Consider the following 15,635-nt stretch of genomic DNA (forward strand, 5'->3'; position numbering starts at 1 on the left):
TCAGGATTTCTTATAATTTATAATAACAGCCGAATGGGCCACTTTGCCGCTTAATGGTGGGGTAAGCTTTTTTATGACAACTTCGATGCTCTCCACAAACGGATATTTTTTCTTTATGCGATCAATAATTGCCTGTCCAACGGTTTCTATTAGTTTACGTGGTTGCTTCATCTCTTCGCATACTATAATATACACACGTTCATAATCAACTGTTTTACTAAGGTTATCTTCCAGCAGATCGCCTGGTGGCACAAAGCCTACATTCACATCAACTAAAAAGCGGCAACCTATTTTTTGTTCTTCAGGATAAAATCCGTGGTACGCGAAAAATTCCGCGCCTTGTAAGGCTATATTGATCATGTTCAAAAGTAATAAAAGCCATATCTAAATCTCACCACGAACCAAAAGACTTTTTAAATTTCTTCCAATCATCCAGATTTTCAACTTATAAAAATATTTTCCAGTCAAAAACATGCTTTAAACCGTTTAAACCTACTTTTTGCAATAAAGTGGCCCCACATATCAAAAAACAGCGTTTTGAGCTTGCTTTTACCGGCTTTAAATGCTTTATATTTGCTCACCAACTATAGTATTATGGCCAAAACAGATTTGTACGAAGCCCCTGATTATTACCTGTTAGATGAGTTATTAACCGACGAGCATAAGCTGATCCGATCATCAGTTCGTGACTGGGTAAAAAAGGAATTAAGCCCCATTATTGAAGATTATGCTCAAAGAGCTGAGTTTCCTTCGCAACTGTTAAAAGGCCTGGCGGAAATTGGCGCCTTTGGGCCTACCATACCAGTTGAATATGGCGGTGCAGGCCTGGATTATACTGCTTATGGTATTATTATGCAGGAATTAGAGCGCGGCGATTCGGGCATCCGCTCTACAGCCTCAGTACAAGGATCGTTGGTGATGTACCCTATTTATGCATACGGCAGCGAAGAACAGCGTAAAAAATATCTTCCTAAACTGGCAAGCGGCGAATTAATGGGATGCTTTGGTCTTACAGAGCCGGATCACGGCTCAAACCCCGGTGGCATGACCACCAATATTAAAGATGCCGGCGATCATTATATCCTTAATGGCGCTAAAATGTGGATTTCCAATTCGCCTTTCGCTGATATTGCTGTTGTTTGGGCTAAGGATGAAGCGGGTAAAATTCGCGGACTGATTGTTGAGCGTGGCATGGAAGGCTTTACCACTCCTGCTACCCATAATAAATGGTCACTACGTGCATCAGCTACGGGTGAGCTTGTATTTGATCACGTTAAAGTACCTAAAGAAAATCTGTTACCTAATGTAACCGGTATAAAGGGCCCGCTGGGCTGTTTAAACCAGGCCCGGTACGGCATTGCCTGGGGCGCGTTGGGCGCCGCTATGGATTGTTACGATACAGCCCTTCGTTATACAAAAGAACGCGAACAGTTTGGCAAGCCTATAGCCGGCTTTCAGCTTCAGCAAAAAAAACTGGCCGAAATGATAACAGAGATCACCAAAGGACAGTTATTAGTTTGGCGTTTAGGTACTCTTAAAAACGAAAACAGGGCCACCCCTGCACAAATATCGATGGCTAAACGAAACAGCGTTGAAACAGCTATTACCATAGCCCGCGAAGCAAGACAAATGCTTGGCGGCATGGGTATTACAGGCGAATACCCTATTATGCGTCATATGATGAACCTCGAATCAGTAATAACTTACGAGGGTACACATGATATCCACCTGCTTATTACCGGCATGGATGTTACCGGACTGGATGCTTTTAAATAACAGACAATCAGCGCCATTAACTTTTAGTAACATAGATGTTATTCGCACGCAAAAATATTGTTCATTATAATTATGAACATTATATTTGCTGAGTAAACACTTAATGTTGGCGCCCCCCGATAGCCCTGTTAATTTAAATAAACTATTGTTCAACCATTCTTTCTGGCTGGCTATCGTATTTTTATTGTCTTTTAATTCTTGCACAAACAACATTAACGATACCGGAGATTACTCCAAGCAATTTAGGGCAATATTTGATACCGTAAGCTTATACAATGGTGAAAAATCTCAACCCGAAAAAGGCCTTCAATATCTTGATTCAGCGTATGCAACTATAAAAAAGCCATTTGTAAGCGATAGGTTCCGTTTTTACGCTTTTCATTTTCTTTACAATTTAAAAGCGTTACATGATCCTAAAAAAGCCATGCCTTATGCAGATACGATGCGGTCAGTAGCTACTGAAAGTGTCACTGCTAATCAACACATTGCTTTAACCGCCGAGGCAGATTTTGCTACCGGAGATGCCTATTCAGACATGGTGAAGTACGATCAGGCTTACCGGTACTTTTACAAAGGCTATTCCATCGGCAAAAACGCCATTGATGATGCTATACTGGCCGAATATACCTACCGGATGGGTATGATCATGTTTAAACAGGGACATTTTAGGGAAGCCGCCAACTATTTCAAGATCAGTCACCGGCAAAGCTATGCTTATACAGATGATTTTCGTGCATTCTACCAACGCCAGGAGCTTTTGGATAATATTGGCGAGAGTTATAAAAACAGCGGCGATATTGACAGTTCAAAACTTTATTTAAACAAAGCGCTTACTTATATCAACGAAAACAATACCCGCTTTATCGAAAGAGCAAACCTGCTTGAGGTTGCCCGGGGAGTTGTTTTCGGCAACCAGGGCGACCTTGCCATGCTAACTCATGATTACAACAAGGCAAGTGAGTTACTGAAGAAAAGTATTGCTATTAATTTAAAGCCTGGAAACGACAACCGCGATGCCGAGTTAACCGAAATAAAACTTGCCCGCTTATATTCAATCATTGATAAACCAAACGATCTTTTTGAATTATTGAAAAGTCTGCGTGCCCAGCTTGATACCATCAGGAATGACGATGCGGAAACGAACTGGAATGGTTTGATGAGCAGTTATTATCTGCAAAAAAAGGACTATCAGAATAGCCTGTTTTATTTTAAAAACTATTCGGCATTAAAAGACTCGGCAATAAAAAGAACATCATCTTTAAAACAGACAGATGTTAATCAGCAGCAAGCCAGTTTTGATAAAGAAAACCAGATAGAAGACCTTAAAGGCCATAATAAATTACAGTTGATCTATATATGCCTTGCAGTACTTTTTTCTGTAATGGCAGTGATCATTATTTTCCTTGTTTTTCGAAACCTGAGAAGGTCAAAACGGGATATCGTAGCAATAAAAAAGCTTAACGACCAGATTAAACAGCAAAAAAACGAGTTAGAAAACACCCTTGAAGAAGTAAACCAGGGCAGTAGGGAAAAGGACCGCATTTTGCGTGCCGTAGCTCATGATCTTCGTAACCCGCTTGGAGGCATTGCCTCGCTGTCGGCATCAATGGTTGAAGATGCGCAGGATGAGGAACAAACAGACCTTATCAATCTCATCAAAGAAACCTCATATAATTCCCTTGAGCTTATTAATGAAATTTTGGAGGCGGCAAACACCGCAAATGTAACTTTCAATAAAGAATGGGTTGAAATTAATAGCCTCATCAATAACAGCGTTGACCTGTTGCGTTTTAAAGCAGCCGAAAAAGACCAGGATATTATGCTTAGCTTATTGGATACCCCTACCGAGCTATTAATAAACAGGGAAAAAATATGGCGGGTTATCAGCAACCTGATCAGTAATGCCATAAAGTTTAGTCCGAGGGGCGCGGTTATTTATGTAATTGTGAACCAAAAGCACCTTGGGGTTGAAATATGTGTTAAAGACTATGGCATAGGTATCCCTGATAAACTACAGCAACAGGTGTTTAATATGTTTACCGAAGCTAAACGCCCGGGCACCGATGGTGAAAAATCGTTTGGCCTCGGGCTTTCCATATGCCGGCAAATAATTGAAAAACACAGCGGGAGGATTTGGCTAAAAAGCGACATCAATAATGGTTCGAGTTTTTACGTCTATCTTCCAGCACAGGCATCATAGTATCGCCTACTCGGGCAATCCTATTTAATTCTTAGTAATAATTAATTAAAAATATTAGCAAAGCAGCATGGTTTTTTTGATTTTTTTCATAGTTTACCCTTGTTTTATAACCAGCTCTAAACCTGCTTAATTTCATATTGATGTTCATATATAAAGGCTTTAGGCAAATATGGCTATCCGGTGACATGCGGAGATGTTTGCTTTTTGCTTTTTTTTTCCTGCTAATCGCTTCCTGCCGGCAACAGCCAAAAGGTTTTCTTTCATCCTCGGCATATAATAAAGCTGTTGATACTGCAACTATAATGTATGATAACGGTCATCATGAAGCAGCTGTTGAATATCTTGATTCGGCTTTTCGTCATTCAAGCAATCTTGGTTTTAAACAGGTATACAACTACTATTTTTTCATCTACACCTACGCTTCTCATATAAAAAGTGATCACAGGATGGCTTTGTTATATGCTGATAGCATGCTGAATATTTTCGACACACCCGAAAAAAAGCTAAAATTCACCAGCGAATACGGGCAGGCCCATCTTGCTAAAGGAGATGTGCTGTTTGATGAACACCGCTATAACGAAGCTTACGGGTACTTTTATGAAGGTAAAGTGATTGCCAATAACAACCTCGACGACTGTACGATGGGCGATTATAGCTATCGTATGGGTATGATTTTGTACAAGCAGGAACATTACAGCCGGGCAGCCGTTTATTTCAGAAAAAGCTTTGATGAAACCAGTTCATGCGAAGGAAACTTCAATTATTTTTATCGCAGGCAGGAATTACTGAACAACATAGGTTTGAGCTACAGTAAAATGTTAATGAATGATAGTGCCATGTATTTTTACAATAAAGCCCTTGATTATATTAATGATAATGTTGCGAGGTTTAAAGACAGGCCCCAGATGGGTGAAGTATCTAAGGGTGTGGTTTACGGCAATATGGCTGATATAAGCATCCGGCAAAAAGATTACAACAAGGCAAAAAAACTGCTCAAAAAAAGCATAGCCATCAATCTGCGTAAAGGGAACGATAATAATGATGCTCAATACTCTGAGATAAAACTAGCATCCGTATACGATCGTCAAAATGCCAATGATTCTTTATTGAACCTTCTCAATATTATTAAACTCCAGTTTGACAGTGTTAAAAGCCCCGAAACCAGGCAAGACTGGCACTTGCTAATGTCAAACTATTTTGAAAAGCAAAACGACCACCAGCAAGCTATGTTGCATTATAAGCAATATGACGAACTGAAGGACACTATAGCCAATGAAAATAAAAAACTGAAAGAAGCGGACGTTGCCGAGCAGGTTAAAAGCCTTGAAAAAGACAATGAGTTTAATAATCTCAAAAAAAACAATGAATTACAGCATGTTTACCTCAGGGTAACTATTGTTTTTGCCCTGATGCTCATCATTATCATTTCTCTGGTATTTTTAAACTGGCAAAAATCAAAAAAGAATGTAAAAACCCTTGGGAGTCTTAATAACCAGATAAATCATCAAAACCATCACCTTGAGAATGCGCTTAACGATTTAAAACTTAACAACCAGGAAAAAGACCGTATTTTACGCACTGTTGCTCATGATCTGCGCAATCCTATAGGAGGGATAGCTTCGCTTACGGGTGTAATGTCGGAAGAAAATTATACAGACGAACAAAAAGAACTTTTAAATATTATACGGGAAACTTCATTTAACTCCATTGAACTAATCAATGAAATACTGGAAGCTACAGAATCAGCTTCGGCTATTTTGAATAAAGAAGCAGTTGAAGTTAATACCTTATTAAGTAATAGCGTTGAATTGATGCGCTTTAAAGCTGCCGAAAAGCAGCAGATTATCAATACGTTCCTGTTAACTTCGCCGCTTGAAGTTTGCATTAGCCGTGAAAAAATATGGCGGGTAATCAGCAATCTTATTAGCAATGCTATTAAATTCAGCCCTGAAGAATCCGCTATTTTGGTTATGGCAGTTGAACTGGAAAACGAAATCCAGATTTCGGTTAAAGATCACGGTATTGGGATTCCCGAAAAACTGAGAAACCAGGTATTCAACATGTTTACAGATGCAAAACGCCCCGGAACTGCCGGTGAAAAATCATTTGGCCTTGGGCTTTCCATTTGCAAGCAAATCATTGAAGATCATAGTGGCCGCATCTGGTTCGAGAGCGACACCGAAAACGGCACATCATTTAATTTCACTTTGCCCAAAAACTAAAGGCTTATTTTAAAAAATCAGCATACCATTTGCCCGAAACTTTAACTGTACGCTGCTGTGTTGCATGATCAACATGAATCAATCCAAAACGTGGATGGTACCCCTCGGCCCATTCAAAATTATCGGTTAGGGTCCACACAAAATAACCTTCAATTTTATAGCCTTCGTTCTTTGCCTTTAATACCTGTGCTAAATTATCCTTAAGATATTTCAGCCTTTTTGGGTCGTTTACTTCACCATCAGTTACTTCATCAGGAAAAGCCGATCCGTTTTCGGTAATGATGATTTTTTTAACATTTGGATAAGCATCATATTTTTTTATCATGTGATAAATAGATGGAGGGTAAACCTCCCAGCGCATAGCAGTAAGGTCAACGCCCCTATTCTCAGCTTTGACCATGCTTGCATGAATGTAAGGGGTAAAAAATGAATATTTTACAATTTCGCGGGTATAATTCTGGATACCGATAAAATCGAAATCGAAACTCAGCTTATCCTCGTCGCCGGGGTAAAAATATTTTTTAAGGTCTTTAAGCGCAGGAAGATCCCTGATCGGATACCCCATCCCCAGCAACGGTTCAATATATAAACGGTTAATCAGCGCATCGGCACGAACGGCTGCGGCTATATCTCTTGGTTTATCTGAATAGGGCTCAATCTGTGAACAAGAAAATGTTGTACCTATTTGCGCCGTTGATGGCAACAATTTCCGCAAAACCCTTCCTCCTTCAGCTATACTCATGGTAACGTGATGTATGGCCGGCACAAAATTTTTCATACCACTACGTCCTGGCGCATGAATGCCAAAAAAATAGCCTGCCCCGGTAAATACTACAGGCTCATTCATGACCATCCAATGCTTTACCCTATCACCAAAGTTTTGAGCGCAAATAGTAGCAAATTCGCTAAACCAGCTTATTGCTTCGCGATTTGTCCAGCCGCCTTTAACCTCAAGCACATGGGGCAAGTCCCAGTGATAAACAGTTAACCAGGGCTCTACACCCTGCTTAATACAATAGTTAATTACCCGGTTGTAATAATCGATACCTGCCTGGTTGATTTTCCCGGTGCCTTCAGGTAAGATGCGAGCCCAGGATATAGAGAAGCGAAAATTGGGAATATTAAGTTCTTTGATGAGGTCGATGTCGCGCTCATATAAATTATAGAAATCGCACGCTGTTTGTGCATGATCGCCATTCAGGATCTTCCCCTTTTTTGTTGTAAAAGTATCCCATACTGATAGGCCCTTTCCATCAGCATCATGAGCACCCTCAATTTGAAAAGCAGCTGTTGAAACGCCCCACTCGAAGTCGTTACCAAAAAGATCTTTGCTTAAATGTATTTCCTGGCCAGTAAGTTCCATTAATTTGAGCTACAAAAGCCCAAAAGTGCAATTATATTTATAAATGAAGAATTATAAGTGATAACTTAATGTATGAACGATGAACGCATACTTTTAAGCATCATCCACTGACGGAAATTGATCAGCAGTTTTGAAATATTGATAATGAATTTCATGCCCTTATGTTATTTAACTATAATAATAAAGGTAACAAGCAGATGTTTGCTGAATATGACAACTATGTTATTTAATTGTTAACCAGCATTTATACCAATATACTAAATAGCTTTAATAAATTAGCCGTCGAATTTAAAAACCTTATGAAAACATACTTTTTAAAAATGTTTGGTTATAACCTATTTGCCAATCAGCAGTTGATACAAACCATGGAGGTGAACGGTTTGCCTGCTGTAACTCTTAAACTAATGGGCCATCTGCTGGCTGCCGAGCAGGTTTGGCTTGAAAGATGTAGGCTCATCCCCCCTTCTGTACCTAATACCTGGCCCGAAAATGTTACAATTGAGCAATGCAAAAAGCAAGTTCCGGAGCGTTATAACGATTGGGTAACGTTTTTAAACGAAATAAATGAGGATGAGATAAACAAGCTGATCTCCTATCATAGCTTTACCGGCGACTATTTTGAAAACCAACTGGGAGACATTGTTACGCAGGTGCTTAACCATGGTACGCACACCAGGGCACAAATAGGGCAACAGCTAAAGTTTGCAGGCGCAAAAAGTTTACCTGTTACAGACTATAGTTATTATTTAAGAGTGTTAAACAGCTAAACATTTAGCATATTTGCCAAGTTTTATCACGCTATCAAAACCCATGAAAAAACATCTATTAGCAGCCGCGGGCATTACCCTGTTATTGGGTTGCACCGATACCAAAAAACAGGAAAAAGACCTTTTAAACCAGGTAATTGCCGTACATGATAAAGTAATGGCCAATGACGAGCAATTGATGAAAAACAAAATGCTGCTCGATAGCCTGGTAAAAAACAATACCCCCAATATTAATAAAGACACTGCAAAAGTATATCTAAAACAGGTTGATGATGCAGATAGCGTTATGAGCGACTGGATGCATAAATTTGACGCAGAAAACAAGGGCAAATCGCATCAGGAAATCATGGATTATCTTGAAACTCAAAAAAAGCTCATCAGCAAAATAGATACCCAAATCAATGTAGCTGTTACTGCTTCGACTAAATACATAACCCAAATACCGGCAAAAAAATGAGGAAACTGTGGATAGGCATCGTGATTTTAATGCTTTTTAATGCCTGCAAATCAAATACTAAAACCGCCCTCCCTATATTGGGTTATAAAACACCTGTAACTAAAACTGTTAACGGAAAAACGGTAACGGATACTGAGTACGCCACTATCCCCCCCTTCAAGTTTGTTAACCAGTACGCCGATACTATCACACAAAAAAACCTTGAAGGGAAAATTTATGTGGCAGACTTCTTTTTTACCACCTGCCCTTCTATTTGTCCGGTAATGCACCGCAATATGCTCAACGTGTATAAGGAGTTTAAGGATGATGATAATTTCAGGATCATTTCGCATACTATCGATCCCAAATATGACACTGTACCTGTATTAAAACGCTATGCTGATAAATTAGGGATTAGTGGTAATACCTGGTGGTTGTTGCATGGTGAAAAAGGAGATACATATAAAATTGGTAAAAGCTACCTGCAAAGCGTATCCGAAAAAAATCCGAAAGGCGAATATATTCATGATGGTTTCTTTATTTTGATAGATAAGCAAAAACGTATTCGTGGTACTTATGAGGGAACAGACCCGGCAGAAGTAACCAAACTAATAGCTGATGTTAAAACCCTGAAGGCCGAACCAGACCAAATTGCCGCTAAATGAAGATAAAGGTAATAGGCGCTATAGCTATTTTGTTAATTGTGATTGGCGCGTCATGCCAAAGCGACGATCAAATTGAGTTTAAACGCTATTATTCTGCAGGCAGCCTTGTTTATCAGCAACACTGTCAAAATTGTCATGGCGATAAAGGTCAGGGCCTGTCATCACTTATCCCGCCATTAACGGATTCAACTTATCTAAAAAACAATAAGGCAACACTCGCTTGTTTTATCAAAAACGGCCTTAAAGGGAAAATAACCGTAGCCGGTCGTTCTTTTGATGACCAGATGCAGGCCTATGACATAGCGCCGCTTGAAATCGCCAAAGTGCTCACATATGTTACGAATTCCTTCGGTAATAAACTGGGGACTATTAGCTTGCAGCAGGTTCAGGATGATTTAAAAAACTGCAATTGACGGGTGGGAGCTTACAATAGTCTTTTACTAAAAAAACAATTTAAGATGCCTGTCTCTTCGGTGGAGATTGAAAATAGACTTGCTCAATACCCCCAGGATGAATTTGCTATAAAGAAGGTAAGCCAAAACGAATACAAATTTATATCCAATACCTCGATCGGTACGATGGTCTTGCGTTCCGGAGGTTCCGTAGAGGGAATAAAAATATATGCACTGTTTGAATCTCAAGATCATAACGTAGTTAACGTCACTTTAAAAACAAAAGTCAGGGTTGAGTTAATATTAACTTCAGGGATTATTTTACTGTTTGCCGTTAACTTTTACATGATTAACCATGAGCAATCACATTCAAACTGGACAATTATTTTTTTACCTGTTATCTTAATTTGGCTTTGGCTGATTTATAGGTTCCAGGAACAAATGCTTGCTTTAAAAGTTGAGCGCTACCTGTTATCGTTGTCATAGGCTCTATAATTCCTAATATATTCCGTAACTTTATCGCCGCAAAACGTTCTATCGCTGCCAGCTTGTTTGGCGGAGGAAAGTCCGGGCAACATAGAGCATCCTGCTTCCTAACGGGAAGGCGCCGGCAGCCGGCGACAGCAAAGTGCCACAGAGAAAATACCGCCCGCTTAGGCGGGTAAGGGTGAAAACGTGAGGTAAGAGCTCACGGCATAACCGGGCGACCGGCTATGACGGTAAACCTCAGGAGTTGAAAAACCAAATAGGTCCTGAAAGCGGAGTTGCTCGCTCCCGTATCTGCCGCAAGGCAGGTCGTTAGGATGGGTGGGTTGTTTAAACCTGTTAGTGATAACAGGGCCAGATAAATGATAGAAGTTGCCCTTTAACAAGGCAAAACAGAACCCGGCTTATAGGTTTGCTGCTGTATTACCCCTTGCTGTAAAGCGAGGGGTTTTTTATTTATTTTATGTCAATTATTTTCGATAAAATTCATAATGTTGCAAACATTTACCTGCCCTAAACCTTTATAGCAAATTAAAAGTGTTTGTTTTTCTATACAAACCCATATATTAGCAAATAACAATTACTATCGGTACATAATTATAAAACATGGCTAAAATTTTAATAATTGATGATGAGCGGTCAATACGTAATACGCTTCGCGAGATTTTAGAATATGAGGATTACGAAGTTGAAGACGTAGATAACGGAGTTGACGGTCTTCAGTTGATTGAAAAAAAAGACTATGACCTGGTACTATGCGACATTAAAATGAACCGCATGGATGGCATGGAGGTACTTACCGAAGGCCTCGCCATTAAACCCGATCTTCCATTTATAATGATATCAGGCCACGGCACAGTCGAAACCGCTGTTGAGGCCAGTAAAAAAGGCGCGTTTGACTTTATTTCCAAACCGCCTGACCTAAACCGCCTGCTGATCACCGTTCGCAACGCGCTTGACAGGGGAAGTTTGGTTGTTGAAGCCAAGGTACTTAAACGTAAAGTATCAAAGGTACGCCCTATTTTAGGCGAATCGCAGGCCATTGTTAAGATCAAAGAAACTATCGACCGTGTGGCCCCTACCGATGCCCGCGTGTTGGTTACAGGTGCCAATGGTAGCGGTAAAGAACTGGTTGCGCGCTGGCTGCACGAAAAATCAAATCGCTCAAGCGCACCTATCATTGAGGTTAACTGCGCGGCCATCCCATCTGAATTGATAGAAAGCGAATTATTCGGTCATGAAAAAGGTTCGTTTACATCGGCAATTAAACAGCGCATCGGCAAATTTGAATCGGCAAATGGCGGCACGCTATTTTTAGATGAGATTGGGGATATGAGCCAGTCGGCACAAGCCAAGGTTTTACGTGCACTGCAGGAAAATAAAATAACCCGCGTAGGCGGCGAAAAGGAAATTGATGTTGATGTACGTGTAGTAGCAGCAACAAACAAGGATCTCCTTAAAGAAATTGAGGCAGGTAATTTCCGTATGGACTTGTACCACCGCTTAAGCGTTATACTGATCCATGTACCACCGCTTATTGAACGTAAAGACGATATATCGCTATTAACGCAAAGCTTTTTAGATGAAATCTGCAATGAATACGGTATGCCGGTTAAAAAGATCTCGGATGCCGCACTGGAGGCGCTTAAAGCGTTACCATGGACCGGAAATATCCGTGAGCTTCGTAATATGGTTGAGCGCTTGATTATTCTAAGCGATAAAGTTATTACAGATAATGATGTGAGGGCATTTGCAAACCCTTCAGCACCTGTTGCCATTACTGCGGGAACAGCTGCCCCTGCTCCGCAAACAGATTTTGATCAGTTCAATAACTTCCAGGAGTATAAAGACTTTGCAGAGCGTGAGTATATCAAATTTAAGCTGGAGAAAAATAACTGGAACGTTTCGAAAACTGCTGATGACATCGATATTCAACGCAGTCACCTATACAGTAAAATTGAAAAGTTTGGCCTAAAGCGCGGCGAGTAACACAAACTTTTGAAATTATTTTAAAAAGCATCGGCAAATATGATAGCCGGTGCTTTTTTTATGCTATTATTGTATATCAAATAACCTTTATTAATACCATGAGAACCTATTACTTAGCATCTTTTTTATTGCTTGCGCTTGCCTCATGCAGCAATCCGCAAAAACAAACCACAGAAACGGCCCAACCAGCGGGTAAACTTGATGGAACATGGCACCTGATATCAAGCAAAAGCATCACTAAGGGAGATACTACTGTAACCACCCCTCCAAAAGATCAGGAAATGTTTAAGATGTTTAACGCAACTAACTTTGCCTTCTTTACGCACGACCTTGTACACGGCAAAACAGCCAAACCGGTTTACTCGTCGGGTGCCGGCACCTATACCCTATCGGGCGACGATTATACCGAACACCTGGCTTACTGCGATGCACGCGATTGGGAAAACCGCGATTTTAAATTTAAACTTACGGTGAGCAATGATACATTAGTACAAAAAGGCATTGAAAAGATAGATAGCCTAAAAGTTGACCATGAGATCATTGAAACCTATGTAAGGGTAAAATAAACCTTAAAATTATATTTTTTAAAGCCCGGCGTATGCCGGTTTTTTTTTCCCCTGCTTTGTTAAATATCGCCTTACAATATTTATACCTTCACAACAGCAACAAAATCGTAACCACTACGATAAATTATTCGTTAAAACTTAAATTATCCCTGTTTATAAAAAGTCAAATTTTATTGAAAAACCTTCGCAAAAAATTAACTAAGTATGTTATACATACATAATGGAATTTATTGAAAGAAGTCTTTTTATTAACCCTGATTGTAATCATAATTTACACGCAAAACCACGCAAAGTAATGAAGCTGCTGTTTAACTACAAGATACTGTTAATGCTATCATTATTTACTTTTTCGTTCAATCGCTGTCGCCCGCAAAAAAGTTCGGAAGGCATTACAAATAATAAAACCACTCCGGTTATTTCAAATATCCCGCTTAAAAACATGTTTGGCATAAACGCTTACGAATGGAATTTTTTGCAGGATCCCGCCAATCCAAAGCTCAAAAATACCATTTATGAAACAAACATGAACCTTATCAAGTCATTCAGCGCGGTAAGGCATTATTTAGGATGGGCCCGAATGGAAAGCACTAAAGGCAACTACACTTTCAACCCAACCCATGAAGGCAGTTGGAACTATGATCTAATTTACAGCCGTTGTAAGCAGGACGGTATATTGGTTTTAGCAGATATAAAAAATTGCCCGCCATGGTTGGTTGATACCTATCCTAACAATATGCGTGATCTTGAAAATGCACCTCTTATTTATGGTTTAAATAAGGCAGATCCGGCAAGCTATATCGACCAGGCGCATATGGCCTTTCAGTTTGCAGCAAGGTATGGCTATAATACTAATATCAGCAAGTCATTAATAAGGGTTGATACCAGCATACGATGGCCAAATGACCTGCCTAACCAGGTAAAAGTGGGCATGGGGTTTATTACGTACATAGAATGTGATAATGAGCGCGACAAATGGTGGAAACGGCCGTCTACCCAACAAACTGCCGAAGAATATGCCGCCAATATGTCGGCCTTTTATGATGGCGACAAGGGCAAATTAGGAAAGAATGCGGGTGTAAAAAATGCCGATCCTAACATGAAAGTTGTTATGGGGGGCTTGGCTACAGCCGACGTAGATTTTGTAAAGAAAATGGTGGAATGGTGCCGTGCTAACCGTGGTTACAGGGCAGACGGCAGCATCGACTTATGTTTTGACATTATCAACTATCACTATTACAATAATAATGGCAATATTTTGACCCATCAGCCGGCCACCTTTGGCCTGCCGCCCGAGTTGTCAATGGCGGGACAAATTGCTGATTCGTTTGTTCAATATGCAGATTCGTTTGTTAAACCTATTCCTGTATGGGTAACCGAATCAGGCTACGATATAAACGAAGGTAGCTATCAAAAGGCGCTATACGTGGGCAAAAATACCCCTAAAAACACCCAGGCCGATTGGATTCTAAGAACTTCGTTACTTTATATCAGACATGGTATACAACGTGTATTTTATTACCAGCTTTTTGACGATACCCCCAATGTTGCTGTTCAATATGCAACATCTGGTTTAGCTGAAAATGGTAAACGCCGGCCCTCCGCCGATTACATACTGCAAACATCAAAACTAATGGGTAGTTATACTTATAACAGCACCATTAATGCCGATCCTTTGGTTGATAAATATGTATCTGGTTCGCAAAATATGTACGTATTAACAATTCCCGATTTTAGAGCCCGTACAGGTGCCTATACGCTTGACCTCGGCACGCCCAAAGCCAACATTTATGCTTTAAAAACAGGCGCCGATTCTGTGATCACAACCCAAGTTAAAACGATTAAGGGGAAATTGACCGTAAACGTATCCGAAACACCAATCTTTGTACAAGGCGTAAACTAAATAAATATCGAAAGATTTTCTCTAACCTGTTTGGCGTAACTAGCTCCAAACAGGTTTACATGAACCAGCAACGGGTATAGGTTCCAAAGTTTTAGCCTCTGTTGCCAATCTGCCTGTAAAGGAAATTCGCTATTATAAGCCTCATAAAAAGCAGGATCGAAACCACCAAAAAGCGTAGTCATTGCTATATCAAACTCCCTGTTTCCATAGCTAACCGCCGGATCGATCAGGTAAGGCTTACCATCGGTATCAATCAAATAATTGCCTCCCCAAAGATCACCGTGAAGCAATGCTGGCGGTTCTTCGGTAAATAAACCTGGGAGTTTTTTATAAAACCGATCAAACTGGTGAACGTCGTTCCTGGTAAGTTCATTCTTATCTGTCGCCATTTTAACCATGGGCTGCAATCGCTGCTCAATAAAAAAATCGCTCCACTTGGTATACCAATTATTAGTTTGAATTAGCGAACCCATATAATTATCAGTATAAAAACCAAACCTGGCATTGGTATTTTTATGCATACGGGCAAGCCCCATCCCTAACTTAGAAGATGCAAGCATGTTAGCAGAACCAATATTTATCCATTCTAATATAAGGTAGCTATCATTGCCAAACTCTCCCTGCAAAACAACCTCAGGAACTGCAATTGCATTGGCTTCGCGAATAGCATCTAATCCCTGTCGCTCTTTCGAAAACATATTGGGGTAATTATGCCTATCATTTATCTTAATAAATAAATTACCTACGGTAGTTTGCAACAGATAGGCTTGATTAATGTCGCCGCCGCTAACGACACTCACTTTTTTAACAACAGTATTCAATCTTGATTCTATATCACTTAGTATGCTTATCGGTATAGCCATTGTTGTGAAA

14 protein-coding genes and 1 other RNA gene are annotated in these 15,635 nt (G+C 40.1%); 12 read left to right on the top strand and 3 right to left on the bottom strand.

Translation table 11 applies throughout. The annotated features are described in order from the left end of the window. Positions 1-360 (bottom strand): dihydroneopterin aldolase, encoded by a 360-nt coding sequence (gene folB / locus AC59JO_RS08875; RefSeq protein ID WP_413667824.1) that lies wholly within the window; start codon positions 358-360, stop codon positions 1-3. Positions 361-594: 234 nt separating this feature from the next. Between folB and AC59JO_RS08880 the strand changes: the two genes are divergently transcribed. The 3 genes from AC59JO_RS08880 to AC59JO_RS08890 all read left to right on the top strand — a co-directional run bounded on the left by AC59JO_RS08880 (position 595) and on the right by AC59JO_RS08890 (position 6,198). Further along, complete coding sequence (locus AC59JO_RS08880; RefSeq protein WP_413667823.1) at positions 595-1,776, top strand: acyl-CoA dehydrogenase family protein; 1,182 nt, start codon at positions 595-597, stop codon at positions 1,774-1,776. Positions 1,777-1,921: 145 nt separating this feature from the next. After that, positions 1,922-3,976: an ATP-binding protein gene (locus AC59JO_RS08885; protein WP_497304783.1), complete on the top strand. Its 2,055-nt coding sequence runs from the start codon at positions 1,922-1,924 to the stop codon at positions 3,974-3,976. A gap of 302 nt (positions 3,977-4,278) precedes the next feature. Next, positions 4,279-6,198, top strand: a complete 1,920-nt coding sequence (locus AC59JO_RS08890; RefSeq protein ID WP_497304785.1) for a tetratricopeptide repeat-containing sensor histidine kinase — start codon at positions 4,279-4,281, stop codon at positions 6,196-6,198. A gap of 4 nt (positions 6,199-6,202) precedes the next feature. On the opposite strand, the gene AC59JO_RS08895 is transcribed toward AC59JO_RS08890, so the two are convergent. Further along, positions 6,203-7,561 carry a GH1 family beta-glucosidase gene (locus AC59JO_RS08895; RefSeq protein WP_413667820.1) on the bottom strand — a complete coding sequence of 453 codons (1,359 nt, stop codon included), beginning with the start codon at positions 7,559-7,561 and terminating at the stop codon, positions 6,203-6,205. Positions 7,562-7,860: 299 nt separating this feature from the next. Here AC59JO_RS08895 and AC59JO_RS08900 point away from each other — a divergent pair, with 299 nt between their 5' ends. The 9 genes from AC59JO_RS08900 to AC59JO_RS08940 all read left to right on the top strand — a co-directional run bounded on the left by AC59JO_RS08900 (position 7,861) and on the right by AC59JO_RS08940 (position 14,762). After that, the gene (locus AC59JO_RS08900; protein WP_413667819.1) at positions 7,861-8,328 is read left to right on the top strand and encodes a DinB family protein; all 468 of its coding nucleotides are present in this window, start codon (positions 7,861-7,863) and stop codon (positions 8,326-8,328) included. 43 nt (positions 8,329-8,371) lie between these two features. Further along, entirely contained in the window at positions 8,372-8,785 is a 414-nt protein-coding gene (locus AC59JO_RS08905) for a hypothetical protein (protein ID WP_497304788.1), read from the top strand. After that, positions 8,782-9,429 carry an SCO family protein gene (locus AC59JO_RS08910; RefSeq protein ID WP_413667817.1) on the top strand — a complete coding sequence of 216 codons (648 nt, stop codon included), beginning with the start codon at positions 8,782-8,784 and terminating at the stop codon, positions 9,427-9,429. Before AC59JO_RS08905 ends, AC59JO_RS08910 begins: the two co-directional genes overlap by 4 nt. Further along, on the top strand, positions 9,426-9,842 hold the full coding sequence (locus AC59JO_RS08915) for a c-type cytochrome (protein ID WP_413667816.1): 417 nt from the start codon (positions 9,426-9,428) through the stop codon (positions 9,840-9,842). The genes AC59JO_RS08910 and AC59JO_RS08915 overlap by 4 nt, the downstream gene beginning before the upstream one ends. Before the next feature lie 45 nt (positions 9,843-9,887). Beyond that, positions 9,888-10,307: a hypothetical protein gene (locus AC59JO_RS08920; RefSeq protein ID WP_413667815.1), complete on the top strand. Its 420-nt coding sequence runs from the start codon at positions 9,888-9,890 to the stop codon at positions 10,305-10,307. 35 nt (positions 10,308-10,342) lie between these two features. Continuing rightward, an RNA gene (gene rnpB / locus AC59JO_RS08925) (RNase P RNA component class A) lies at positions 10,343-10,730 on the top strand. 183 nt (positions 10,731-10,913) lie between these two features. Further along, positions 10,914-12,296, top strand: coding sequence for a sigma-54-dependent transcriptional regulator (locus AC59JO_RS08930; protein WP_413667814.1), 1,383 nt, complete (start codon positions 10,914-10,916; stop codon positions 12,294-12,296). A 98-nt stretch (positions 12,297-12,394) separates the two neighbouring features. Continuing rightward, entirely contained in the window at positions 12,395-12,862 is a 468-nt protein-coding gene (locus tag AC59JO_RS08935) for a DUF4488 domain-containing protein (RefSeq protein WP_413667813.1), read from the top strand. 295 nt (positions 12,863-13,157) lie between these two features. Then, positions 13,158-14,762, top strand: coding sequence for a hypothetical protein (locus AC59JO_RS08940; protein ID WP_497304791.1), 1,605 nt, complete (start codon positions 13,158-13,160; stop codon positions 14,760-14,762). Here the strand turns inward: AC59JO_RS08940 and AC59JO_RS08945 are convergent. Continuing rightward, positions 14,759-15,625, bottom strand: a complete 867-nt coding sequence (locus tag AC59JO_RS08945; protein ID WP_497304793.1) for a fructosamine kinase family protein — start codon at positions 15,623-15,625, stop codon at positions 14,759-14,761. The two genes, AC59JO_RS08940 and AC59JO_RS08945, sit on opposite strands and share 4 nt — an antisense overlap. Positions 15,626-15,635: the final 10 nt, after the last annotated feature.

It is taken from the genome of Mucilaginibacter sp. A5337 (genome assembly GCF_059690695.1).